The sequence below is a fragment of the Providencia sp. PROV122 genome (genome assembly GCF_028482365.1).
Lineage (GTDB): Bacteria > Pseudomonadota > Gammaproteobacteria > Enterobacterales > Enterobacteriaceae > Providencia > Providencia stuartii.
On record NZ_JAMPQI010000023.1, the window covers coordinates 34616 to 58173 of the forward strand.

At 41.8% G+C, this 23558-nt stretch carries 25 protein-coding genes and 1 tRNA gene; 17 read left to right on the forward strand and 9 right to left on the reverse strand.

Annotation, left to right across the window (positions count from 1 at the left end; all coding sequences use genetic code 11):
• Nucleotides 1-227: 227 nt before the first annotated feature.
• Together PSE69_RS15950 and lysA are read right to left on the reverse strand one after the other, a co-directional pair.
• Nucleotides 228-692, reverse strand: coding sequence for a RidA family protein (locus PSE69_RS15950; RefSeq protein ID WP_004923225.1), 465 nt, complete (start codon nt 690-692; stop codon nt 228-230).
• A gap of 1318 nt (nt 693-2010) precedes the next feature.
• A complete protein-coding gene (gene lysA, locus PSE69_RS15955; protein WP_121874995.1) occupies nt 2011-3270 on the reverse strand; it encodes a diaminopimelate decarboxylase in 1260 nt (419 codons plus the stop codon).
• Between the two features lie 116 nt (nt 3271-3386).
• Here lysA and PSE69_RS15960 point away from each other — a divergent pair, with 116 nt between their 5' ends.
• Complete coding sequence (locus tag PSE69_RS15960) at nt 3387-4322, forward strand: LysR family transcriptional regulator (RefSeq protein ID WP_004923231.1); 936 nt, start codon at nt 3387-3389, stop codon at nt 4320-4322.
• Here PSE69_RS15960 and PSE69_RS15965 read toward each other — a convergent pair.
• Nucleotides 4296-5216, reverse strand: a complete 921-nt coding sequence (locus PSE69_RS15965) for a LysR family transcriptional regulator (protein WP_121874994.1) — start codon at nt 5214-5216, stop codon at nt 4296-4298. The two genes, PSE69_RS15960 and PSE69_RS15965, sit on opposite strands and share 27 nt — an antisense overlap.
• A 124-nt stretch (nt 5217-5340) precedes the next feature.
• On the opposite strand from PSE69_RS15965, the gene PSE69_RS15970 reads away from it, so the two are divergent.
• Nucleotides 5341-6213 carry an MBL fold metallo-hydrolase gene (locus PSE69_RS15970; protein ID WP_036941546.1) on the forward strand — a complete coding sequence of 291 codons (873 nt, stop codon included), beginning with the start codon at nt 5341-5343 and terminating at the stop codon, nt 6211-6213.
• 69 nt (nt 6214-6282) lie between these two features.
• Nucleotides 6283-6927, forward strand: a complete 645-nt coding sequence (locus tag PSE69_RS15975; protein ID WP_036941549.1) for a DsbA family protein — start codon at nt 6283-6285, stop codon at nt 6925-6927.
• 4 nt (nt 6928-6931) lie between these two features.
• Here PSE69_RS15975 and PSE69_RS15980 read toward each other — a convergent pair whose 3' ends face one another.
• Nucleotides 6932-7573, reverse strand: a complete 642-nt coding sequence (locus tag PSE69_RS15980; RefSeq protein WP_154610431.1) for a prepilin peptidase — start codon at nt 7571-7573, stop codon at nt 6932-6934.
• Nucleotides 7574-8053: 480 nt separating this feature from the next.
• Here PSE69_RS15980 and rsmE point away from each other — a divergent pair, with 480 nt between their 5' ends.
• From rsmE to hemW, 9 genes are all read left to right on the forward strand, one after another.
• Nucleotides 8054-8785: a 16S rRNA (uracil(1498)-N(3))-methyltransferase gene (rsmE, locus tag PSE69_RS15985; RefSeq protein WP_004923239.1), complete on the forward strand. Its 732-nt coding sequence runs from the start codon at nt 8054-8056 to the stop codon at nt 8783-8785.
• A gap of 9 nt (nt 8786-8794) precedes the next feature.
• Nucleotides 8795-9742 carry a glutathione synthase gene (gshB, locus tag PSE69_RS15990; RefSeq protein ID WP_036941552.1) on the forward strand — a complete coding sequence of 316 codons (948 nt, stop codon included), beginning with the start codon at nt 8795-8797 and terminating at the stop codon, nt 9740-9742.
• Nucleotides 9743-9866: 124 nt separating this feature from the next.
• Nucleotides 9867-10427, forward strand: a complete 561-nt coding sequence (locus tag PSE69_RS15995) for a YqgE/AlgH family protein (protein WP_004923247.1) — start codon at nt 9867-9869, stop codon at nt 10425-10427.
• Entirely contained in the window at nt 10427-10846 is a 420-nt protein-coding gene (ruvX, locus tag PSE69_RS16000) for a Holliday junction resolvase RuvX (RefSeq protein WP_004923249.1), read from the forward strand. The genes PSE69_RS15995 and ruvX overlap by 1 nt, the downstream gene beginning before the upstream one ends.
• 123 nt (nt 10847-10969) lie before the next feature.
• On the forward strand, nt 10970-11665 hold the full coding sequence (locus tag PSE69_RS16005; protein WP_014656679.1) for a YggS family pyridoxal phosphate-dependent enzyme: 696 nt from the start codon (nt 10970-10972) through the stop codon (nt 11663-11665).
• 10 nt (nt 11666-11675) lie between these two features.
• Entirely contained in the window at nt 11676-12497 is an 822-nt protein-coding gene (proC, locus tag PSE69_RS16010) for a pyrroline-5-carboxylate reductase (RefSeq protein WP_014656680.1), read from the forward strand.
• A gap of 18 nt (nt 12498-12515) precedes the next feature.
• Entirely contained in the window at nt 12516-13100 is a 585-nt protein-coding gene (locus PSE69_RS16015; RefSeq protein ID WP_004923256.1) for a YggT family protein, read from the forward strand.
• A gap of 15 nt (nt 13101-13115) precedes the next feature.
• Entirely contained in the window at nt 13116-13709 is a 594-nt protein-coding gene (gene rdgB / locus PSE69_RS16020; RefSeq protein WP_004923259.1) for an RdgB/HAM1 family non-canonical purine NTP pyrophosphatase, read from the forward strand.
• Nucleotides 13702-14841, forward strand: coding sequence for a radical SAM family heme chaperone HemW (hemW, locus tag PSE69_RS16025; protein ID WP_014656681.1), 1140 nt, complete (start codon nt 13702-13704; stop codon nt 14839-14841). The genes rdgB and hemW overlap by 8 nt, the downstream gene beginning before the upstream one ends.
• 114 nt (nt 14842-14955) lie before the next feature.
• Here hemW and PSE69_RS16030 read toward each other — a convergent pair whose 3' ends face one another.
• The 5 genes from PSE69_RS16030 to trmB form a co-directional block, all read right to left on the reverse strand.
• Nucleotides 14956-15906 carry a siderophore ABC transporter substrate-binding protein gene (locus tag PSE69_RS16030; protein ID WP_014656682.1) on the reverse strand — a complete coding sequence of 317 codons (951 nt, stop codon included), beginning with the start codon at nt 15904-15906 and terminating at the stop codon, nt 14956-14958.
• Between the two features lie 192 nt (nt 15907-16098).
• Nucleotides 16099-16824: a DUF2884 family protein gene (locus PSE69_RS16035; RefSeq protein ID WP_014656683.1), complete on the reverse strand. Its 726-nt coding sequence runs from the start codon at nt 16822-16824 to the stop codon at nt 16099-16101.
• 38 nt (nt 16825-16862) lie between these two features.
• Nucleotides 16863-17789: a glutaminase B gene (gene glsB, locus PSE69_RS16040; RefSeq protein ID WP_040132879.1), complete on the reverse strand. Its 927-nt coding sequence runs from the start codon at nt 17787-17789 to the stop codon at nt 16863-16865.
• Nucleotides 17790-17903: 114 nt separating this feature from the next.
• Entirely contained in the window at nt 17904-18233 is a 330-nt protein-coding gene (locus tag PSE69_RS16045) for a YggL family protein (protein ID WP_004923275.1), read from the reverse strand.
• Entirely contained in the window at nt 18233-18952 is a 720-nt protein-coding gene (gene trmB / locus PSE69_RS16050; RefSeq protein WP_004923278.1) for a tRNA (guanosine(46)-N7)-methyltransferase TrmB, read from the reverse strand. Before trmB ends, PSE69_RS16045 begins: the two co-directional genes overlap by 1 nt.
• Nucleotides 18953-19227: 275 nt before the next feature.
• Here trmB and mutY point away from each other — a divergent pair, with 275 nt between their 5' ends.
• The 5 genes from mutY to PSE69_RS16075 all read left to right on the forward strand — a co-directional run bounded on the left by mutY (nt 19228) and on the right by PSE69_RS16075 (nt 23415).
• Nucleotides 19228-20292 (forward strand): A/G-specific adenine glycosylase, encoded by a 1065-nt coding sequence (gene mutY, locus PSE69_RS16055; RefSeq protein ID WP_004923281.1) that lies wholly within the window; start codon nt 19228-19230, stop codon nt 20290-20292.
• Nucleotides 20292-20561: an oxidative damage protection protein gene (locus tag PSE69_RS16060; protein WP_121875253.1), complete on the forward strand. Its 270-nt coding sequence runs from the start codon at nt 20292-20294 to the stop codon at nt 20559-20561. Before mutY ends, PSE69_RS16060 begins: the two co-directional genes overlap by 1 nt.
• A gap of 53 nt (nt 20562-20614) precedes the next feature.
• Complete coding sequence (gene mltC / locus PSE69_RS16065; protein WP_004923287.1) at nt 20615-21688, forward strand: membrane-bound lytic murein transglycosylase MltC; 1074 nt, start codon at nt 20615-20617, stop codon at nt 21686-21688.
• A gap of 190 nt (nt 21689-21878) precedes the next feature.
• A tRNA-Phe gene (locus PSE69_RS16070) sits at nt 21879-21954 on the forward strand.
• A 195-nt stretch (nt 21955-22149) separates the two neighbouring features.
• Nucleotides 22150-23415: a tyrosine-type recombinase/integrase gene (locus PSE69_RS16075; protein WP_163762192.1), complete on the forward strand. Its 1266-nt coding sequence runs from the start codon at nt 22150-22152 to the stop codon at nt 23413-23415.
• Nucleotides 23416-23558: the final 143 nt, after the last annotated feature.

A 23558-nucleotide genomic window follows, 5' to 3' on the forward strand; every position in this document is an offset into this window, starting at 1 on the left:
CCGTTTGTATGGGCATTTCACTGTTCGACACCACTCCCCTTCAAACGGCAGATGCTATGTGACTATTGCCTTTAGGTCGAAATACTAAGAAGTTTGGTTAGTAGATAATTACAGCGGCGTTTTTATTTAGCGCTAAAATACAAAACTCCCGATAAATATTACCGAGAGTTTTATCATCAAAAGGCGGTCAGCCTATATTAAGGCTGGAAATTGATTGCTAAAACGGCTTATTTTTTAACCGCAGTAACTTCAATTTCAACCAACCATTCAGGGTGAACCAGAGCCTTCACTTCCATTGCTGATCTAGCTGGTGTCAGAGGCTGAGCTTTAGTACCGAAGAATTGAGTATAACCTTTCATAAAGCCGTCAAAGTCCATTTTTCCTGTTTCTGGTGTTGCAACAAGGAAAACTTGCATTTTAACAACGTCACCTAATCCTAGGCCTTGTTTTTCCAATGCAGACTTAATTGAGTTAAGCACATTGACGGTTTGTTCTTCTGTGTTTTTACCGAATGAACCATCAGCTTGTTTTGATGGAACAACACCGCTGAAATAATAGGTTTTCATATTCGCAGGTACTTCAACTACGCTCGAGATTGGGAAGTCAGGTACTGCGGTACGAACGATTGAAGAATTATCAGCCATCGCTACGCTGCTGGCTAATAGTGCTGAAATTAGTAATGCTTTTTTCATATTCAGTTCCCTATTTTATGATATTGCTTTTTATAAAATCTAGAAATGACCTCTAGTGAAGATGCCATTACACCTTCTCATCAGTCATTCATATAAGAAGCCACTTTGCCCATAATAAAAATGGTCATCAAAGCAGCATAACATTTATGTGTTTATCTCTTACTATTTCAGTTCAAAAGATATCCACTAAGTGCTTAAGAGATATTATCCCTTACTGCAATATTTATGTTGTCAAATTTACCTTTAATTTGGCGATATATTTACCAGACATAAACTATGGTTTTTTAGCCTATATTCAGACGCTACCGGAGTAAATTCAGCGCCATTAACCTATTTTAGTACCACATCCTTTCCATGACTTAACAATGTCATGAAGGTGATGAATAAGCTAAATACGAAATGAGTCAGTTTGTCAGAGACTCTCCCGCTAAAATTACACCAACGTATTTGCTGTGCCACAGATTAATGCTCGTCCTCAAAGATATCGTCTAGTTTAAGGGTATTTAACAAAACGCTTTTTTCTTCATTGTTGAATTCATTATCTATGATAATTAATATCAGCAACTTTAGACAGCCATTCACTTATCTAATCATTAAATCAGCAAAAAACTCTCTAAAACACTGAAGGTTACCATTCGTCCATTCAGTAAATGAATGGTGAGCATTAAAGTGCATCTGAACGAATGGATCAAGGGTAATATTCAATTCTTTACAATAATGACGGCTAATTTTATGGCAATCTAGAATTCACTAAGTGAAGTCATCTACACTATCCAGAATTTATAATATTTTAAAATAACAACTTATTTTTTCAACCCATAAACCGCAGTCTGAATGTAAAAGTAATAACTTTAATCCGCCTACCTGAAAGCGCCCTAATAATAGAAACTCAAAAGATAGATACCAATATCCCTACAGGTTAATTGGACATACGTCTACTTTGGATAAAAAACAATCTATTGGTTTACTCTAAAATAGGGAAACCTACTGCTCTCGATAAAAATAGTTAAACTCACGATACAAAAGTAATATTTATCATTATTCAATAAACTGGCCGTTTTTTATTTATAGGTGGCCTTATTTCAATATAAACAAATAATTTTAGTTATAGGTTCAAGCAATAATAAATTAACCTTAGTTATTACAATGAATATATGTTTATTTTTTCAACATATAAACTTATTTTTTATCGCTTAATTTCTGAGATAGGATGAGTTAAAAACCGAAAGAAAATAGGTCAGGAATAGTATTTTAATAAATGAATTTTAATATTAGTTGGTAACGATACTGCTTTAAAAAGCAGTATCGTCAAAAAAGATTAAAGCTCTAATGCCAATAATTCCTCAATCGTTTGGCGACGGCGGATAAGTTTTGGCGTACCCTCAATTAATAACACTTCAGGTAACAGAGGGCGGCTATTGTAGTTTGATGACATCGACGCCCCATAAGCACCAGTATCATGGAAGACCAAATAATCCCCTACTTGCACATCAGGCAGTAAACGGGTCTCGACCATTCCTCCTTCTTGCTGGGTAAACACATCCCCCGATTCACACAAAGGCCCCGCGACAATAGTCTCTTTTAAAGGTACATTTTCTAATGAGCGCCCCTCAGCAGGTAATACAGAGATATGGTGATAACTCCCATACATTGCAGGACGCATCAGATCATTAAATCCACTATCAACCAACACATAGTGGCGGCTTCCCATCGTTTTAACCGCTCTCACTTCCGCGAGCAATACCCCCGATTCAGCAACCAAATAGCGACCCGGTTCAATTTCCAGTTCAATAGAATGACCTAAATGACGCTCAATTCGTTGGCGAGCAGTGTTCCAAAGGCTGTAATAGTGCTGAATATCGATAACTTCATCTTGTTCTCGATAAGGTGTCGATAACCCACCACCGGCTGAAATCGCCTGAATATCCGCATTTGACGAGATCACTTGTTCAACCATTGCATCACAGACATTTGCTAAGTGTTGATAATCGACCCCAGAGCCAATATGCATATGTAGCCCAACCAATGACAGATTATAACGGCGAATTTGTTCCAGTGCTTTTGGTAGGTCTTGATACCAAATACCGTGTTTACTGTTTTCACCACCTGTATTGGTTTTTTGTGAATGACCATGACCAAAACCAGGGTTAATACGCAACCAAACAGGATGACCCGATTTTTGCTCACCAATCTGGCTTAACATATCAATAGATCCAGCATTCACCGGAATATCTAACTCAGTCACCCGTGCCAAAGTAGCTCTATCCAGTACATCAGCAGTAAAAACAATTTCTGAGTTTTCACGACCAGCCTGAAAACCAGCCACAAGCGCACGCTCTATTTCACCTAGCGAAACAGAATCAACCTTGACTCCCTGCTCACGCATTAAGCGCAAAATATGAATATTTGAGCAAGCTTTTTGAGCAAAACGCACGGTATCAAAGGGTTTGAGCTGATTTATTCGCTCAATAATCACTGAGCTGTCGTACACCCAAACAGGGGTACCAAACTGTTCAGGTAACGTCGATAAGTATTCGGGCATTAAATATTGGCTAGTAGTGGTGGCAAATGAGGTCATGTTTTTCTCGCACGTAAATTTTTTCTTATATTGTCCTATTATTCAGAGAAAGTTAGGGAAAAAAAATATCCATTTTGCTAAAGTCTATTCATTTTTGATATAGAAAGAAAAACATCATGCAAACTCTCTCTTGGCGACATATTGAAATCTTTCGGGCGGTAATGACGACGCCGAATCTAACAGAAGCAGCGTTACTGCTAAATACCTCACAGCCGACCATTAGTCGAGAGCTTGCTCGCCTTGAACATCTGCTACAGTTCAAATTATTTGATCGCGTTAAAGGCCGATTGCGCCCGACAGCACAGGGATTGCGCTTTTTTGAGGAGGTTGAGCGCTCTTATTATGGTTTAGAGCGGATAAAAAACTCAGTACAAACCATCCGCCGTTTTGATAATGCACAGATCTCCATCATATGCTTACCCGCCTTCGCCCAATCATTACTACCACAAGTGTGCCAAACATTTATGGCTGATTATCCTGACGTCAATCTGACAGTGATCCCTCAAGAATCACCAATCCTCGAAGAGTGGCTATCGGCTCAACGTTATGATTTTGGTCTAACCGAACACTTACAAACGCCACCAGGCACAGAACAACTCACATTAGGCTCGCTGAATGAGGTTTGTGTCTTACCGGCGGGTCATCCCCTTGAGCATAAACCCGTTTTAACACCGATTGATTTTCAGCAACAAAACTTCATTAGCCTGTCACTAACAGACAGCTATCGGCAGATTATCGATACCATTTTTGCTCAACATCAAATTGAGCGAAAAATGGTGATGGAGACGCATTCAGCATCGTCTATCTGCGCAATGGCGTTAAAAGGCATCGGTATTTCAATCGTCAACCCTATCACCGCTTTGGATTTCCACCAGCAATCAGCAGGTAAGCTGATCATTCGCCCATTGAGTTTTTCGATTCCTTTTACGGTGAGTTTAATTAAGCCGATTCACCGGCCATCATCACAACTATTAGATATTTTTACCCAATACTTACGGGCTTCATTTGCCAAAACTGAGCAGGATTTAAGTAGCGCGTTGCTGCATCAGTGACTGCCAATATTCTGAAGTTGTAAACCAGTTACCTAAAAAATCCAGTACAGCTCTTAATGTTGTCGGCATATTTTGGCGACTGGCATACACTGCATAAATTCCCAATGGCTGCGGCACATAGTCGGGTAATAGCTGGAGCAGCTCCCCTGATTCTAAGTATTTTTTGACCGATAAATAAGGCTGCATAGCAATACCTGCACCATTTAATGCCGCTTGAGCCAAAAATACAGATTCATCGGCACTGAGTCGCCCTCCTACTAATACGGAAAAAGGCTCCCCATCTTTTTCAAAACGCCATAAACTGCGCCCAAAAAAATTGTAGGTCAAACATTCCAGTGGCGCTAAATCCTCCGGCTTAGTCGGTATTTTTTTATCTTTGAAAAAAGATGGCGCTGCACAAATCACAGAGTGGCACGTTGAAAGCGGCTTGGCTATCAAACTCGGCTCTAATTGATTCGTAATACGGATAGCCAAATCAATCCTATCTTCAATCAGATTCACCGCCTTATTTGTAATACTTAAATCAATCGCCATATTCGGGTAGTGTTGTAAAAACTCGGTTATTGCGACAGAAAGCGCTTGGCTGGCAATCGACTGAGCACAACTAATACGCACTAGCCCCGTCAATTGAGTCGCATCATGTTGCTGTTGTACAGGCAGAGTTAAAGAGAGTGCATTTAACTTTAGCGCTTGTTGATAAACCCCTTCTCCTGCCGATGTCAAACTCAGCCGCCTTGTCGTACGGTTTAATAAACGTACCCCAGCCCACTGTTCCATTTCAGCAAGATATCGGGTCACCATCGCTCGTGACATATCGAGTTTATCTGCGGCGGCACTCATACTGCCATTCTCAACAATACTAATAAAAACCTGTACCGCCGTTAATCTATCCATCTATTTGACCGATTTGTGCAACAAACATTTGCTAATTATGGCGTTTTTCTCATCATTATTGCAATTTAATATACACCCAACTTAACGAGGTTTTTAAAATATGGCTAACAATTAGGAGTTAATGATGAAACAACATGCTATCGCCGCCGCCACTTTACTTGCAATGAGCGCTACATTTGCCCATGCAGCAGAGCTTAAATTAGATATCTATAATCCAGGAAATAACAGTGTATTTCCCGTTTCCTCTGAAATTATCAGCGGTGATAAAGAAGTTGTGCTGATCGATGCACAGTTTCAAAAAAATGATGCGCAGGCCTTAGTGAAAAAGATAAAAGCGCTCAATAAAACCCTAACAACCATTTATATCAGCCATTCTGATCCCGATTATTATTTTGGATTAGATACGATCACGAAAGCATTTCCTAAAGCTAAGGTGATAGCGACGAAAGAAACCGTTGAAGCTATCAAAGCATCGAAAGATGGCAAGTTGGCATATTGGGGTGAAGTGCTTAAAAACGAAGCGCCAACAACACTTATCGTACCCGATGTGATACAAGGCAATAGTTTTACTGTCGATGGTGAAACTCTCTTTATTAAAGGAAGTGATGGTCCAGCTCCAGAGCGTACTTATGTTTGGGTTCCATCATTGAAAGCTGTCGTTGGGGGAGTCGTTGTCTCTGATAATATCCATGTTTGGATTGCAGATACTCAAACTCAATCATCGCGACAACACTGGCAACAAACTTTAGAAAGCATTCAAGCTTTACAACCTAAAACCGTTGTACCTGGGCACTTTACTGGCAAATCAAAAATGGATCTTAGCTCTGTTACCTTTACTCAAAATTACTTGAATACCTTTGAGGCCATGGCTGAACAAAGTAAGGATGCCAAAGAGCTTACGAGCAAAATGGAGAAGGCTTACCCTCATCTTGATGATAAATCGAGCTTAGAGCTAAGTGCCAAAGTCATTAAAGGCGAAATGCAGTGGCCACAATAAAATAATCTCAATTAGCCTATCCCTATAATGGATAGGCTAATTGAATCACTGAATAGTTAAGGAGCTATCATGAATAAAATCACCTTACATTACATTTATGACCCTTTATGTGGCTGGTGTTACGGTGCTTCACCATTGATTGAAATTGCCAATTCTCACCCTGACATTGTGTTAGAATTACATGGCGGAGGCATGCTGGCAGGCGCATCACGCCTTCATATGGATAATCAATTCCGTGAGCACATCAAACAATCCGATAAACGCATTGCCGCCATGACAGGGCAAATTTTTGGTGATGACTATTTAAAAATGCTGGATGAGCCAAATCTTGTTCTTGATTCAGCACCACCTTTACAAGCCATTCTTGCTTCTGAAAAGCAACAAAAAGCATTAGCGATGTTAAAAGCAGTTCAGCATGCTCATTACGTCTCTGGTCGTCATATCAGCAACCCAAATGTCTTATTAGCGATCGCACAAGAAATCGGGTTAGATAGCGAGCAATACCAGTTTGATTATGCCGAACAAGGAGGGAATAACCTTGAACACCATATTCACTATAGCCGCCAGCTACTGACTCAATCCGGATCTTCCGGCTTCCCGACCTTACTCATAAAACAGCAGCATAAGTGGCTGCGCGTACCGTTACAAAACTATTTAGGTGATCCTCAAAAATGGCAACAATTTTTGGATTCACTAGTAGCAGCCAATCAATGATGCGCTACGACATCGCGCCATTGAACATCACTAAACACACCAATGGCGCAAATAACCAATAAGTTGCACTCAAAATGATAGCTGGGCCAAAGGGGATACGGGCGATAGCTTTGTGCCGATGACGTAAATAAATGGCCCAATAGTGAAGCCCGCCAATGCCCGCCGCTAACGCAAAAAACTGAGGTAAATTCATAAGCCCGAGCCAAGCTGCACATGCGGCAATCAGTTTAAAATCCCCTCGCCCCATTTGCGGGGATTGGCGGATCTTCTCCATAATTACCGTTAACAGCATGATGGAAAGGTAACTGGTGTTCACCGCATAGATAGCCGAAACCACATTACCTTGCTCAGAGCACACTTGATACACTAACCCTACCCATAATAGTGGGTAAACAAGTATGTCTGGTAAATAGCCTATTTTCATATCAATAATAAATAGACAAACTATTAAATTGAAGAAAATACTAAATAAAATAACAATAATTAATTCATCATTTAATGAGAAATTAAATATTATTAAAGGAGAATAAATAAGTACCAGCCATTTATAACCTATCCTTATCCCATCTTTATTTAAATATTTTTTAGGAATATGTTGTAACATCAACTGTGAAATTTTCGCTGATATAACAATGATAAAAGCCATAAGTAATAGCCTATAGCCACATACACACCCCAAAAAACAGTATGAATTATCGATAGTTACATTTCCTGAACTTAAGTTGCCTCGGCATACTGTTAGCATTGGAAAAGTTGAAGTAATAAAATTATTAAGATCACTAAAAGATAAAAAAGAGAGATGATGGATAATTTTATGATAGATCCTTTCAATCGGTAATATCATATATTCTCCTTATTCCATTATGGAGTTATATACAAATATACCGTACCTCTATTTATTTCCCTACACAGTAATTCCGACACAATTTATCGTTTTAACCGCGATGATTTTTTGTCGTATTTGATAATATATTATCATTCATCACACCAATACCACACAGGCTAGACTACAAAAAAACCATAAACCACTATAAAATTGAGCTAGCTCTTGATTTTGGCGATTGCATCCCCATATTTTTGATCTGCTATTGCTCTTTTTTAACCTTGTTCTTTTTAAGGAAACTGTATGCGCATTCCACGCATTTATCACCCTGAGCCACTACAAATTAACACTACAATCGCTCTTGGCGATGATGCTGCCAACCATGTGGGGCGAGTGCTTCGCATGACTGCGGGCCAAAAACTGGAATTATTTGACGGCAGTAATCAGGTGTTTTGCGCTGAAATATCAGAGGCGACAAAAAAGAAAGTCTCCGTCAATATTATCGATAGCCATGTTGATGATAGAGAATCGCCATTAGATTTACACCTTGGGCAAGTCATGTCGCGTGGTGAAAAAATGGAGTTTACTATCCAAAAATCGGTGGAACTAGGTGTTAATACAATCACCCCTTTACTCTCTGAGCGCTGTGGTGTTCGTTTAGATCCTGAAAGGTTAGAGAAAAAACGACAACAATGGCAAAAGATTGCCATTGCTGCGTGTGAGCAGTGTGGTCGTAATCGGATCCCACAAATTCGTCCTGTACAGTCACTCGAAGCATGGTGTGCTGAGGAGGATGGGGCATTTAAGGTCAACTTACACCCACGAGCAACACAAAGTATCAATACATTACCTGCCGAATTAAATAAAGTTCGGCTATTAATCGGCCCCGAAGGTGGGCTAAGTGAAGAAGAAATCGCCATGACAGCTAATTATCAATTTACTGATATTCTGTTAGGGCCAAGAGTGTTAAGAACAGAAACGACTGCGCTAACTGCAATCACCGCACTGCAAGTGCGCCTAGGTGACCTAGGTTAAGGAGAAAAAATGATCAAGCTCGGTATAGTAATGGATCCTATTTCATCCATTAAAATCAAGAAAGATACTAGTTTTGCTATGATGCTGGAAGCTCAACGTCGTGGTTATGAAATCCATTATATGGAGATGAATGATCTCTATCTGTATCAAGGTGAAGCTCGCGCAACGACAAAAGTCGTCACTGTCGAAGAAAACCCAAACAAATGGTATGAGTTCAAATCTGAGCAAGATATCGCGCTCGGTGATCTTGACGCTATTTTAATGCGTAAAGACCCCCCTTTCGACACTGAGTTTATCTATGCAACTTATATTCTTGAAAGAGCTGAGCAGGCTGGCGCACTGATCGTCAACAAGCCACAAAGTTTACGCGACTGCAATGAAAAACTGTTTACAGCGTGGTTCCCTGAATTAACACCACACACATTAGTCACGCGCAGCGCTAAACAGCTACGTGAGTTCCACCAAAAGCATGGCGATGTGATTTTTAAACCACTTGATGGAATGGGCGGAGCGTCTATTTTCCGTTTGAAGCAAGACGACCCTAACGTTGGGGTTATTATCGAAACGCTCACCGAACATGCTAGCCGTTACTGCATGGCACAAAACTATTTGCCAGCAATTAAAGATGGTGACAAACGTGTACTGGTCGTTGATGGTGAGCCTGTGCCTTACTGTCTAGCTCGTATCCCAGCACAGGGGGAAACCCGTGGTAATTTGGCGGCAGGTGGTCGCGGAGAAGCTCGCCCATTAAGTGAAAGCGATTGGGAAATTGCCCGCGCCGTTGCCCCAACTTTAAAAGCAAAAGGCTTATACTTTGTTGGGCTTGATATTATAGGCGATCGTTTGACTGAAATTAATGTCACTAGCCCAACTTGTGCCCGCGAAATTGAAGCCGCTTACGATATTTCTATCACGGGTATGTTGATGGATGCCATTGAGCGCGATATAAAAAAATAGTGCCTTCAGCGCTAAAAATAGCGTATTGGTAATGAGAAAAGGCTCATTAAAGTGCCTTTTCTCAACCTTTAAAGGCAATTCTTATCATTAAAATAGGTTACTTACTACACTGAGCCTAAAAATTATGAATTTACAAAATCATTTTTTGATAGCAATGCCATCTCTTACTGATCCCTATTTTGAGCAGTCTGTTGTTTATGTGTGTGAACACAATGAAAAAGGCGCTATGGGGATCGTTATCAATAAACCTATTGATGATTTTTCTGTGAGTACCATGCTCGAGAAATTAGAGATAGCGGTTTCAACAACCAATACCAGCAACCTTGCTAAACCAGTGATTGCTGGTGGCCCTGTTGCTGAAGAGCATGGTTTTATCCTCCATACGCCGATTAAAGGCTTTGCCTCAAGTCTGCATCTCAATGATGACATGATGGTAACGACCTCTAAAGATATCTTAGAAACACTCGGCAAGGACCAGCAGCCTATGCAATCATTAGTCGCTCTGGGGTATGCAAGCTGGGAGCCCGGTCAACTCGAAAATGAAATTATGGAAAATAGTTGGTTGACGGTAGAAGCCACACCAGAGTTAGTGTTTGATACCCCTATTAAAGATCGCTGGCAAGCTGCTGCTAACCTTCTAGGCGTGAATATCCATACAATTTCCATGCAGGCAGGGCACGCGTGATGTCTAGCAGAACCCTTCTTGCATTTGATTTTGGTACGAAAAGTATTGGTGTTGCTGTTGGCCAAGAAATCACAGGAACAGCCCGCTCCCTCGCCTCACTGAAAGCCAATGATGGCCGCCCTGATTGGCAACAGATCGAAAAGTTGCTAAAAGAGTGGCAACCTCAATTGGTCATTGTTGGCCTTCCTTTAAATATGGATGGCACTGAACAACTTGTCACCAGCCAAGCGCGTAACTTTGCTAATCGTATCCATGGGCGATTTGGTGTCAAAGTCGAGCTACACGATGAACGCCTATCCACGGTTGCCGCAAAAGCAGAATTATTTGAGCGTGGTGGTTACCGAGCACTGAGTAAAGGCAAAGTAGACTCAGCATCTGCTGTCGTGATCTTAGAAAGTTGGTTTGAGCAACACCTTTAAGCCGCACAATGTTTTCCGAAATGTAATTTTTTTTAATCTACACATGCAAAGGTGCCGTTATCAAGCAATATGCTTTACACTATGGGCATTATGATTATCCACCTAACGTAATTGAACAGAATAATGACCATTCAACGTAATATCTCTGATGTAAAAGCGCGTATTGAACGAGCGGCAGCAGAATGTCATCGCTCTGCACAGGACATCACTCTACTTGCAGTAAGTAAAACCAAACCTTGTGACGCTATCTTGGAGGCTATCGAGGCTGGACAGCGTCAATTCGGTGAAAATTATGTTCAGGAAGGCGTTGAGAAAATTCAGTTTTTCGCGGATAGGCAAGATCTGGTTTGGCATTTTATTGGCCCATTACAATCAAACAAAAGCCGTCTTGTCGCCGAGCATTTTGACTGGTTCCATACGCTGGATCGGCAAAAAATCGCCCAACGTCTAAATGATCAGCGTCCAAGCAACAAAGCACCGCTAAATGTGCTGATCCAAATAAATATCAGTGATGAAAACAGTAAGTCAGGCATAAAACTTGAAGAGCTTGATGAGCTAGCAAAACAAGTTAGCCAAATGCCTAACCTAGTTTTTCGTGGTTTGATGACCATTCCAGCACCGGAAAGCGACTACCAGCGCCAATGCGAAGCTTTTCGCAAAATGGAGCAAGCCTATCAACAGTTACAAACACACTACCCTAGCGTCGACACCCTATCTATGGGGATGACCGATGATATGGCTGCTGCCATTCATTGTGGGTCGACCCTCGTTCGTATCGGAACGGCTATTTTTGGTGCCCGTGACTATCACAAATCATAAGGAGTACAACATGCAACATCGCAAAATTGCATTTATAGGTGCCGGAAATATGGCCCATGCTATTATTGCAGGGCTTGTTAGCCACGGTTACCCCGCCTCAATGATCACCGTCTGTTCGCCAACCCCTGTTCGCCGAGAAAAAATCGCCGAACAATATGGCGTTATCAGCAGTAGTGATAATGTATCCGCTGTGCAACACGCCGATGTGATTGTACTTGCTGTAAAACCACAAATGATGGAAGAGGTGTGTCAACCTTTACAGCATGCCGTGGATTTCAGTAAAAAACTGGTATTGACCATTGCTGCGGGTATCCCCGCTCACCGCTATGCCGATTATTTAGCCCAACCATTGCAGTTGGTTCGTATCATGCCAAATACGCCATCACTCGTCGGTAAAGGCGTGAGTGGTTTATTCGCAGAAGAGAGTATTAACGCCGAAGACAAACAATTTGCAGAGCAATTGATGCAAAGTGTTGGCTCGACAATTTGGTGCGAAAACGAGCAAGAGATCAATAATATTATTGCGATTACTGGAAGCTCTCCTGCTTACTTCTTCTTATTTATGGAATCCATGCAGCAAGAAGCCGAGAAACTAGGCTATACGCCCGATCAAGCCCGTCAATTGGTCTTAAATGCCGCGGAAGGTGCTGTTGCGTTGTCGAAATCACAAGGCGACACCCCATTTTCCACATTGCGCGAACAAGTGACTTCTAAGGGAGGAACGACAGCGATGGCATTAGCGCAATTTTACGATAGTGGTCTTCCGCAAATGGTAGCAAAAGCGATGCAACGTGCTATCACTCGGGCAGAAGAGATGGAAAAACTTTTTTAATTAACAGCGGGACGAGACATGCAGACTTTACTTTTTGTCGTTACAACCATTATTCAACTTTATATTTTTATCTTACTGCTACGAGTCTGGATGCAGTGGGTACGTGCAGATTACTATAACCCCTTCTCCGTGTTCGTGGTAAAAGCCACGAAACCTGTTATTACACCATTACGCCGTGTTATCCCTTCTATCGGGCCTATTGATACAGCAACAGTTACTATCGCATTTATCTTATCACTTGTTGCTATTGTCTTTAGCTTGTGGATCACCCATACATTGGCCCTTCTCAGTTTTAGTGTTATTCCAATCAGTATTATTCTGTTACTAACCTATGCCGGAAAATTAATTTTCTGGATGATATTGATTAGAGCGATCATGAGCTGGATTAGCCAAGGCCGTAATCCTGTCGACTATTTGTTATATCAATTAACAGAACCATTAATGGCGCCAATCCGTCGCATTATCCCTGCTATGGGTGGGCTTGATTTCTCAGCAATGATTGTCATGTTCATCTTAATTGCGCTGAATTATCTACGTTCTGATATTTCACTGATGATTGATCCAACATTAACAGGCATTCTCTACGCTGTTGGCGTAATGTAATAAGAGCGATTAAAAATGCAAAAGGTTGTTTTAGCTACCGGTAATCCGGGAAAAGTCAATGAACTTGCTGACCTGTTACGTGATTTTGGGATGGATATCGTAGCCCAAACTTCTCTCGGTGTTGAGTCTGCCGAGGAAACAGGATTAACATTTATCGAAAATGCGATTTTAAAAGCTCGCCATGCTTCTCAGCAAACTGGTCTCCCTGCTATTGCGGATGACTCAGGGATCTCCGTTGACGCACTCGGTGGTGCTCCGGGGATCTATTCCGCTCGCTATGCTGGTGAAGAAGCAACGGATGAACAAAACCTGCATAAATTACTCGATGCGATGAAATCGGTGCCTGATGGGGAACGTCAGGCACAATTTAACTGTGTGTTGGTTTACTTACGCCATGCAGAAGACCCAACACCTTTGGTTTTCCATGGACGCTGGCATGGCATCATCACTCATGAACCAAGTGGGCAAGGCGGTTTTGGTTATGATCCTATTTTTTATGTGCCAGAACTGAATTGTACCTCTGCTGAGCTGACGAAATCAGAAAAACAAGCGATTTCACATCGAGGCAAAGCCTTAGCAATGCTATTGGATGCACTCAAGAATGCTTAAGTTGCCACCTCTAAGCCTATATATCCATATTCCTTGGTGTGTACAAAAGTGCCCATATTGTGATTTCAATTCGCATACTCTTAAAGGTGATATCCCCCAGCGAGAGTATGTTGAGCACCTGTTGCACGACTTAGAGATTGATGCGAAATTCATCGGTGATCGCGCCATCAAAACACTATTTATTGGTGGAGGTACACCAAGCTTATTAAGTGCGGAATCCATGCAAGCGCTGATGGATGGTGTACGTCAACGAATTCATCTTGACCCACAAGCTGAAATCACGATGGAAGCTAACCCGGGTACTGTGGAAGCCGATCGTTTTTCAGGCTACCAAAAAGCAGGGATTAACCGGATCTCTATTGGTGTACAGAGCTTTGGCGATGACAAATTGATTACTCTTGGCCGCATCCACGGCGCTGAAGAAGCGAAACGGGCTGCGAAGCTTGCGACACAGCTTAATTTACGTAGTTTTAACTTAGACTTGATGCATGGCTTGCCTTCACAAACTCGTGATGAAGGGTTATCTGACTTGCGCCAAGCAATTGCGCTTTCCCCTCCCCATTTATCTTGGTATCAATTGACTATCGAGCCTAATACACAATTTGGCTCGCGCCCTCCGACCCTGCCCGATGATGATACATTATGGGAAATTTATTCCGAAGGGCATAAGCTGCTCACTGCGGCAGGTTATCAGCAATATGAAACATCGGCTTATGCTAAGCCTGGTTTTCAATGTGAACATAACCTCAACTATTGGCGTTTTGGTGATTATCTCGGTATCGGCTGTGGCGCTCATGGTAAGATCTCATTCACTGATGGACGTATTATGCGTACCATCAAGACTAAGCATCCTCGTGGTTATATGGAGGGGCGCTATTTGCAAAAATCTTACGATGTCGATGCCCAAGATAGGCCGTTCGAATATTTTATGAACCGCTTTCGGTTATTGGAGCCAATGCCCCGAAAAGAATTTAGTGACTATACGGGGTTGCCTGAATCGGTGGTAAGAGACTCACTTAATGAAGCGCTAAATAAAGGCTATATCACTGAAAATGAGCATGAGTGGCAAATTACCAAACATGGCAAATTATTCTTAAACTCATTACTAGAGCTTTTTCTTGATGAAGAGTAATTTATTTTTGCAATAAAAATATCCCTATCCCGCCCCATAAATCACAAAAGCCCGCGGATTAAAGTGCCCCATAAAATTGGGCGCTTTTAACTGGTGCGGGCTTTTTTAGATCACTTATAGTGCTTTAGCGACTGCATCAACTTGTTCTGTTAGACTCACTAAACCACCACCTGACAAATACCATAAATCAGACTGCAAGTATGTGATTTTGCCATTTTTGTAGGCTTTCGTTTCTTGAATATTTTGATCTTCGAAAACGGTTTTATCCAGCTTACCTGCCCCGATCGCTTCACTGCGATCCACGATTAAAATCACATCGGGATCTGCCTGTGCGATGGTTTTCGTATCAACGACACGGCGCTTAGACTTATCCGCTTCTGCTGGCTCTGGTAACTCTGCGCGTTGTGCTTTAACAACATCATAAACAACACTTTGGTTATTTGGGATCAATTTGCCATCGTTATGCAGCAGAACTAACACTTTAGACTGTGATTTTTTCGCTTTTTCTTGGGCTACCGCAATAGATTTATCCAACTGAGCCAGTTGCTCTTCTACCGATTTTTGATTGCCATACAGCTCACCGATTAAATTGATATTCGCTTTCACTGAATCAATGTAATGCTGGCTATTTGTACCTAAATTAATGGTTGGAGCAATTTTAGATAGTTCATCATAAGACTTACCTTGGCGACCAGTGATCACGATCAGATCAGGCTTTAATTCTGCAATTTTTGCAAGATCAGGCTGTTTCATTCCACCTGCATTTTGCACATTAGCAGCAATATTGCCTTTAATGTAAGCAGGCGCATTGCCCATTGGCAGCGCAACGACCTTATCGCCAAGCCCTAATTTTTGCATTGAATCATAAACACCAAAGTCGAATAAAACCACTTTCTGTGGAGCCTTATTCACTTCAGTCTCACCTGACAAATGTTTGATATTCACTTTTTCAGTGCCTTGTGCAATGACGGCGTTAGGGGTAAATGCCGCTGATTCAGCACTCAGTGCATATGGCGCGGAAAAAGAGAGTAAGGAAACAAGTACAGCAGGAATGAATTTTTTCATATTAAACAATACCAGTTAGTCACTAAACCAAACTTGCATTCTAGAGTGAGCCATTAATAAGTCAATCAAATAAGAATCAATTTCATTTTGATTATTATTATTGATAAAAACATCACATTTTTGCTGTGCTAAATAACAAAGAGGCAGAGCCCAAAATAGGCCTCTGCCTCTTAAAAAAGAAGAGAATATCTCTTACTTCAGTGAATTCATTAATGAAATACGTTGCTGTTCAAGGGAAGTCACTTTACCACACACTTGTTGACCAAACTGTTGGAAGCTATTTTCTTGTTTTTTCCACTCAGCTTCGAGGTCTTGCTGAAGCCCACCTAAATTCCCTAAAAGACCTTGCAGCGCTTTACTGCTATCACCGCCAGAGAGCAGTTGCTTACGCCCCATTTCATTAATACTGTCCTGTAATATACCACCTAGACTCTCATTGACCAATTGACGCCCTTGCGTTTCAACTTTGCTCATTGCTTGGTGATGGAAAGCATAACCATCAGGGCGTGTCTCTATGACTTGATTGATCTGACCATTAAGGTCACTTTCTAACTTTGTTAAGCGTTTACGTACATTGCTATCATTACCGATTACTCGGATCACCACTTTATCAAGGGTATTTTTCGAGGCCGATAATTTATTTTGGGTTTCCAATTTGATCCATGGAATATCATTACGGATAGCGGCTTGATAACGAACAGCTTGCTGCCTTTGCTGCTCGGTTACCTCAATTTTTTTGCCATTAAGAGTCACATCACCATTAGGCGTAATATTCAAGTCGCCACTGCGCCCAACCACTTGAACACTTGCTGGGGTCAGAAAGATATCGTCTTTAGGCGTCACTGAACATTTATAATCTGCGGCCTGAGTGCCTGCACTAGCCAATAAAGAAAGAACAATTAAAGTACGGCGTAACATAGTAACTCCTATTAGATCGTTTTACCGATTGATGATATCTAAAACACCGAACGACCAATGCGTTTTGATAATAATTCAAGAGCTGCGCAACCCACCAGCGAGTTCCCCGCCGAATCTAATTCAGGTGCCCATACCGCAACAGAAAACTGGTTCGGTACGACACAAACGATCCCACCGCCAACCCCTGATTTACCAGGCATGCCAATACGAAAGGCAAATTCACCAGAACCATCATACATCCCACAAGTCATCATTAAGGCATTAATTTGCCGCGACTGTAGTGGCGTAATAATAGGGTCGATAGAGCAAGATGACATCCCTTGTGATGTTAAGTAAGAGAAGCAGCGTGCCAGCTCTACACAGCTCATACTTAGAGAACAATAATGAAAGTAAGTTTCGAGAACTGTAAGGACATTATTCTCAAAATTACCAAATGATTTCATCAAAAAGGCAATGGCGGCATTACGGCTGGCATGTTCAAGTTCCGAACGCGCAACCGCAATGTCGTAGCTAATATCTGGCTCGCAAGCAAGTTTTCGGACAAACTCTAGCATGCGTTGCTTGGGCGCACTTAAACGTGATTGCAGCATATCTGTAATCACAATCGCTCCCGCATTAATAAAAGGGTTACGCGGAATACCTTTTTCCATTTCAAGCTGGATCAAGGAGTTAAATGGTAATCCTGATGGCTCTTTCCCGACGCGTCGCCAAATTTCATCTTCTTCATAACGCGTCATCGCTAAGGTCAGGCTCAGTACTTTTGAAATTGATTGGATAGAAAAACGTGTCTGAGCATCTCCCGCCATAAAAATTTCACCGTCAGCAGTATGCACCGCAATCCCCAATTGATGAGGAGGGACATTCGCGAGAGCAGGAATATAATCTGCGACCGCGCCTTGACCAATTAAAGGCCGTACTTGGTCTAAGATATCGTTTAGTAGTTGATTAGAAAATAGACGGCTCACTGTACTTCACTCCAGAAAACAAAGGCATCCTAAAAGGATGCCTTTGGTCGTAATGACCATTAGAGTTCGTAAAACAAATAAGAAACCCAATAAATCGATTACCGACTTAAGAAATTATTCCCACCAAACATCAAATAGCTCTGAAACAACGATATCTTTCATGCCTTTTGATTTTAGCCAGTTTTCGACAATGGTACGGTGTTCTTCAGTACATTTACCGATTTTTTGCAGGCAAACAATACCTTCCCAGCTCATATAACCACTTGCTTCAAACGCTAAGCCATTAGGTTCAATTGCTTCAGCAATCAATGCATCAACGGTACGATCGACTTCTTCGATAGGCGTACCTTCTTCAAAGCTCCATTTTACAATGAACCCTAACTCTTGGAATTCATCAATACGTAGTTTTTTACGTAAACGACGACTGCGTTGTTGCTTAGCCATTATTTTGTCCTCTCAAACATTAAATCCCATACACCGTGCCCCAACCGCTGGCCGCGTTTTTCAAATTTTGTTTCAGGTCGTGTTTCAGGCCGAGGTACATAATCCCCTGATGCAGATAAGTTTTTATACCCATCTGCATGGCTCATCACTTCCAACATATGTTCCGCATATGGCTCCCAATCCGTCGCCATATGAAAAACACCGCCCTTCACCAGTTTAGCGCGAATTTTATCGGCAAAAGGCCCTTGCACAATACGGCGCTTGTTATGTTTTGCCTTATGCCATGGATCTGGGAAAAATAGCTGAACCATAGATAAACTTTCATCGGGGATCATACGGTCCAACACTTCAATTGCGTCATGACACATGACACGTAAATTTGTCACATTTTCTTCTTTTGCGGAAGCAAGGCATGCTCCAACACCAGGCGCATGGACTTCAATCCCTAGAAAGTTTTTTTCAGGATTTTGTGAGGCCATTGTGACTAAAGAGGCCCCCATACCAAACCCTATCTCAAGTACAACAGGATTTTGGTTATTAAAAATTGCGGCAAAATCTAAAGGCTGTGCAACAAAATCGATCCCCATCGTTGCCCATTCACTTTGTAGCGCATCTTCTTGGCGTTGCGTCAAACGTCCTTGACGACGGACAAAGCTGCGAACGCGGCGCATAACCCGCCCTTCTTCATTATATTCTGGGGAGATGACGTTATTGATCATAATATAAAAATTCTACGAATTGATTGCCTAATCAAGTAAATAAGCGAAAATGACTACCCTTGCCGACTATTTTCAACAAGTTAGTAAAACGATTAATAATACAAACTTCACATGAAAGTGCAGGGAGTTTATCAAAACTCATCCAAGGTTGCAGGTGAAAATTGGATAACTTTACACTCCAGCACACAATAAGCGGTTTACAGCTTGTCCGGTCTATGTTGCAATCCTGACTATCTCTGATTTTAATAGAATTACCGATAAAAATAATATACTCAATGGAAGCTCAACAATTTTCGCTCGCCGTGCTTAATTGGTATCACCAATATGGCCGGAAAACTTTGCCGTGGCAAAAAGAAAAAACGTCATACCATGTCTGGCTCTCGGAAGTCATGCTACAACAAACTCAAGTCAGTACGGTTATTCCCTATTTCGAAAAATTTATTCGCCGTTTTCCCGATGTAAAAGACCTCGCGAATGCCCCCTTAGATGAAGTATTACATCTATGGACGGGGCTGGGCTATTACGCACGCGCTCGCAATTTGCATAAGGCCGCAAAAGTCATAGCAGAACGTTTCAATGGGCAGTTTCCAACTACATTCGATGATGTTGTGGCCCTTCCTGGTGTTGGTCGCTCTACAGCAGGCGCTATTTTGTCGTTATCACAACAACAGCACTATCCAATATTAGATGGTAATGTTAAACGCGTGCTCGCTCGCTGCTATGCCATCGAAGGATGGCCAGGGAAAAAAGAGGTCGAAAATCGCTTATGGGATATCAGTACTGAGGTTACCCCTAAAGAAGGCGTCCAGTTCTTTAATCAGGCTATGATGGATTTAGGTGCTATGGTATGCACCCGTAGTAAACCGAAATGCGAACTTTGCCCCCTGCATTTAGGTTGCATAGCCTATGCTAACCACTCATGGCAGGATTACCCCGGTAAAAAGCCGAAACAAAAGATCCCTGAAAAGACAGCTTGGTTTCTAATTATGCAGCAAGGCGATCTCGTTTGGCTTGAACAGCGACCACCTTCAGGTATTTGGGGAGGGCTATTTGCCTTCCCTCAATTTGAAACCCAAGAGCAAATGAATGCGTGGCTTTCTCAATCCGGTATTCAACATGATACGCCAGAACAATTAATTGCGTTTCGCCACACATTCAGCCATTTTCATCTGGATATTATTCCTGTTAAAGTTAATATTCAGGCATTTACTTCAGCCATGGATGAAGGTAAAGGACTTTGGTATAACTTAAATCTCGGTGCAACAATCGGCCTCGCTGCGCCGGTTGAAAGCTTACTTCAACAGCTTGCCGTGCCGCCTGATATTCTGAGGAAAAAATAATGAGTAAAACAATTTTTTGTACTTTTTTACAACGTGACGCTGAGGGGCAAGATTTTCAGCTCTATCCGGGTGAGCTAGGAAAGCGCATTTTTAATGAGATTTCGAAAGAGGCTTGGGGTCAGTGGATGGCAAAACAAACCATGCTGATTAATGAGAAAAAGCTCAATACCATGAACCCTGATGACCGTAAAATGCTAGAGCAAGAAATGGTTAAGTTCCTATTTGAGGGACACGATATTCATATCGACGGCTACACACCTGAAAAATAATTGATTGGTCTACCTATCTTAGGTAGACCATGAGCTTGAATACTGTGGAATGTATGAAAAAACTGTTAGCCTTAACGCTGCTGGTGCCTCTTCTTATCTCCTGCTCCAGCAATAAAGAGTCTGATTTTAATCCTAACTATGTGAAAGACACCAATGGGTTCGATATCCTTATGGGGCAATTTGCCCACAATATCGAAAATATCTGGGGGATCAAAGAAGTTCTCATTGCAGGCCCTAAAGATTATGTTAAGTATACCGATGAGTATCGTACCCGTAGTCATATCAACTTTGATGCTGGGACGATTACAGTAGAAACCATCTCCGCCGTAGAGCCTTCAGAACATTTGAAAAAGGCTATCATCACTACCCTATTAATGGGTGATGACCCAAATTCTATCGATTTGTATTCTGATATTAATGATATACCTCACAGCCAAGAGCCTTTTCTATTTGGGCAGGTATTAGATAACACAGGTGAACCCATTCGTTGGGAATGGCGCGCAAATAAATACGCTGAATACCTTGTTAATAATAAGTTGCAGCGCCGGCAATCAGGTATGAATGTCATTTGGTCTGTGACCATGCAACTGGTTCCTAACCACCTTGATAAACGCGCTCATAAGTACCTTCCTTTTATCAGGAAGGCATCGGCTAAATATGGGGTTGATGAGTCACTTATTTTAGCCATTATGCAAATCGAATCGAGCTTTAACCCCTACGCGGTAAGTCGTTCCGATGCGTTAGGCTTGATGCAAATCATGCCAAATACCGCGGGTAAAGATGTTTTCCGTTCGCAAGGTAAGTCAGGGGTTCCGAGCCGTAGTTACCTTTTCGATCCTGAAAAAAATATTGATACGGGAACTGCTTATTTGGCAATTTTACAAAATAGCTATTTAGGTGATATTCAAAACCCAGTGTCACGCCGTTATGCCGTAATAACCGCTTATAACGGTGGTGCTGGTAGCGTCCTTAGAGTCTTCCACAGCGATAAAAAAGTGGCTGCACAGAAGATCAATCAGCTCGCCCCTGGCGAAGTTTATCAAACGCTATCAACAAAGCATCCTGCTGCCGAATCGCGTAATTATCTGATAAAAGTCGATAAGGCTCAGAAGAATTACCGTCTCTAAAGGCGATTAATATTAGTACAAAAAGCACTCGTTTCAGTATATAACTGGCGAGTGTTTTTTATTTTATCGTCTTTTTATTAGCCTTACTGTTCAATAATCAGCTAACCTGTTGAAAAAAAGCGCATACGAAATAAAGTTTTTCGAATGTTCCTTGACTCCAACTGTGAAATCAGGTTTAATACGCCTCGTTGCCCGGATAGCTCAGTCGGTAGAGCAGGGGATTGAAAATCCCCGTGTCCTTGGTTCGATTCCGAGTCCGGGCACCACCTTATTATCAACAGACGTCAACCGACGTCTGTTTTTGTTTGTAAAGCCCGCTAAAATCAACACTCTCCCAAAGTTTCAACTCAACTGAATTCTACTCGATTCTACCCACATCAACCCCATTGCGTGGGTACAATTGCGGGTATACACTAGTTCGATAGAATTTTGTACCCACTTTATCTTTCAGGAAGCTCACTATGGCACTGACTGACGCTAAAATTCGGGCGGCTAAACCCGATGTGAAATCCTATAAATTAACCGATGGTTCAGGATTGCACTTATTGGTTCACACTAATGGTTCTAAGTACTGGCGATTACGCTATCGCCACTTAGGTAAAGAGAAAACCTTAGCATTGGGTTTATACCCTGATGTCTCTTTATCAGAGGCGCGTTTAAAACGTGATGAAGCAAGAAAATTGATTGCTGACGGTATTGACCCGTGCGAACAAAAACGTGTGGCTAAAGCAGCTTCTGATGCAAATCTCTCTTTTGAAACCATCGCAAGACAATGGCATGCCAGCAATAAAAAATGGTCTGAATCACACAGTGAAAAGGTTTTAAAGAGTTTGGAGTCGCATGTCTTTCCTTATATTGGATTACGCGATATCACTACCCTCAAAACCCCTGACCTGCTTATTCCTATCCGTGCAGCAGAAAGTAAAGAGATTTATGAGATAGCTGCGCGTTTACAGCAACGTATTTCTGCTGTCATGCGTTATGCGGTGCAATCCGGTATTATTGGCTATAACCCTGCTATTGATACCGCAGGGGCTGTAACGACTGTACAACGCCAACACCGTCCAGCTCTTAATCTTGATCGTCTACCTGAACTCATTGCCCGTATCGATGCTTATAAAGGGCAGCCCGTCACTCGCCTAGCCGTGATGTTAAATTTATTAGTGTTTATTAGGTCAAGCGAACTTCGTTATGCGCGTTGGTCTGAAATTGACTTCGATAAAGCCTTATGGACTATTCCTGCTCAGCGAAAGCCTATACCCGGCGTTAAATTCTCTCACAGAGGCGCTAAAATGCGCACTCCGCATTTAGTTCCCCTTAGCCACCAAGCCATCACTATACTGAAAGAAATTTGGACATGGACAGGTGAGCATGAATTGATCCTAACGGGCGCTCATAATTCTTTTAAACCCATGAGTGAAAATACCGTCAATAAAGCCTTACGAGTCATGGGCTATGATACGAAGACTGAAATTTGTGGGCACGGTTTTAGAACGATGGCGTGTAGTTCATTAGTTGAATCAGGTTTATGGTCGAAGGATGCAGTAGAAAGGCAAATGAGCCACCAAGAACGTAACTCAGTGAGGGCTGCTTATATTCATAAGGCAGAACATATAGATCAACGCCGATTAATGGTGCAGTGGTGGGCGGATTATTTGGATGCTAATCGGGAACATACGATTTCGCCATTCGACTTTGCAAAGTTGAATAATCCAATGAATCACTAAAACTTTAGCCATGTCATATAGGAGATCCATTTTCAATACGAGGAGTCGAATACTACGGTAGTATGCCGACTATATCGATTCATTGAGAAATAGTGGCAATATTGTTCATGGGAATTTTCATCGTCAAAACGCATGATAACTCA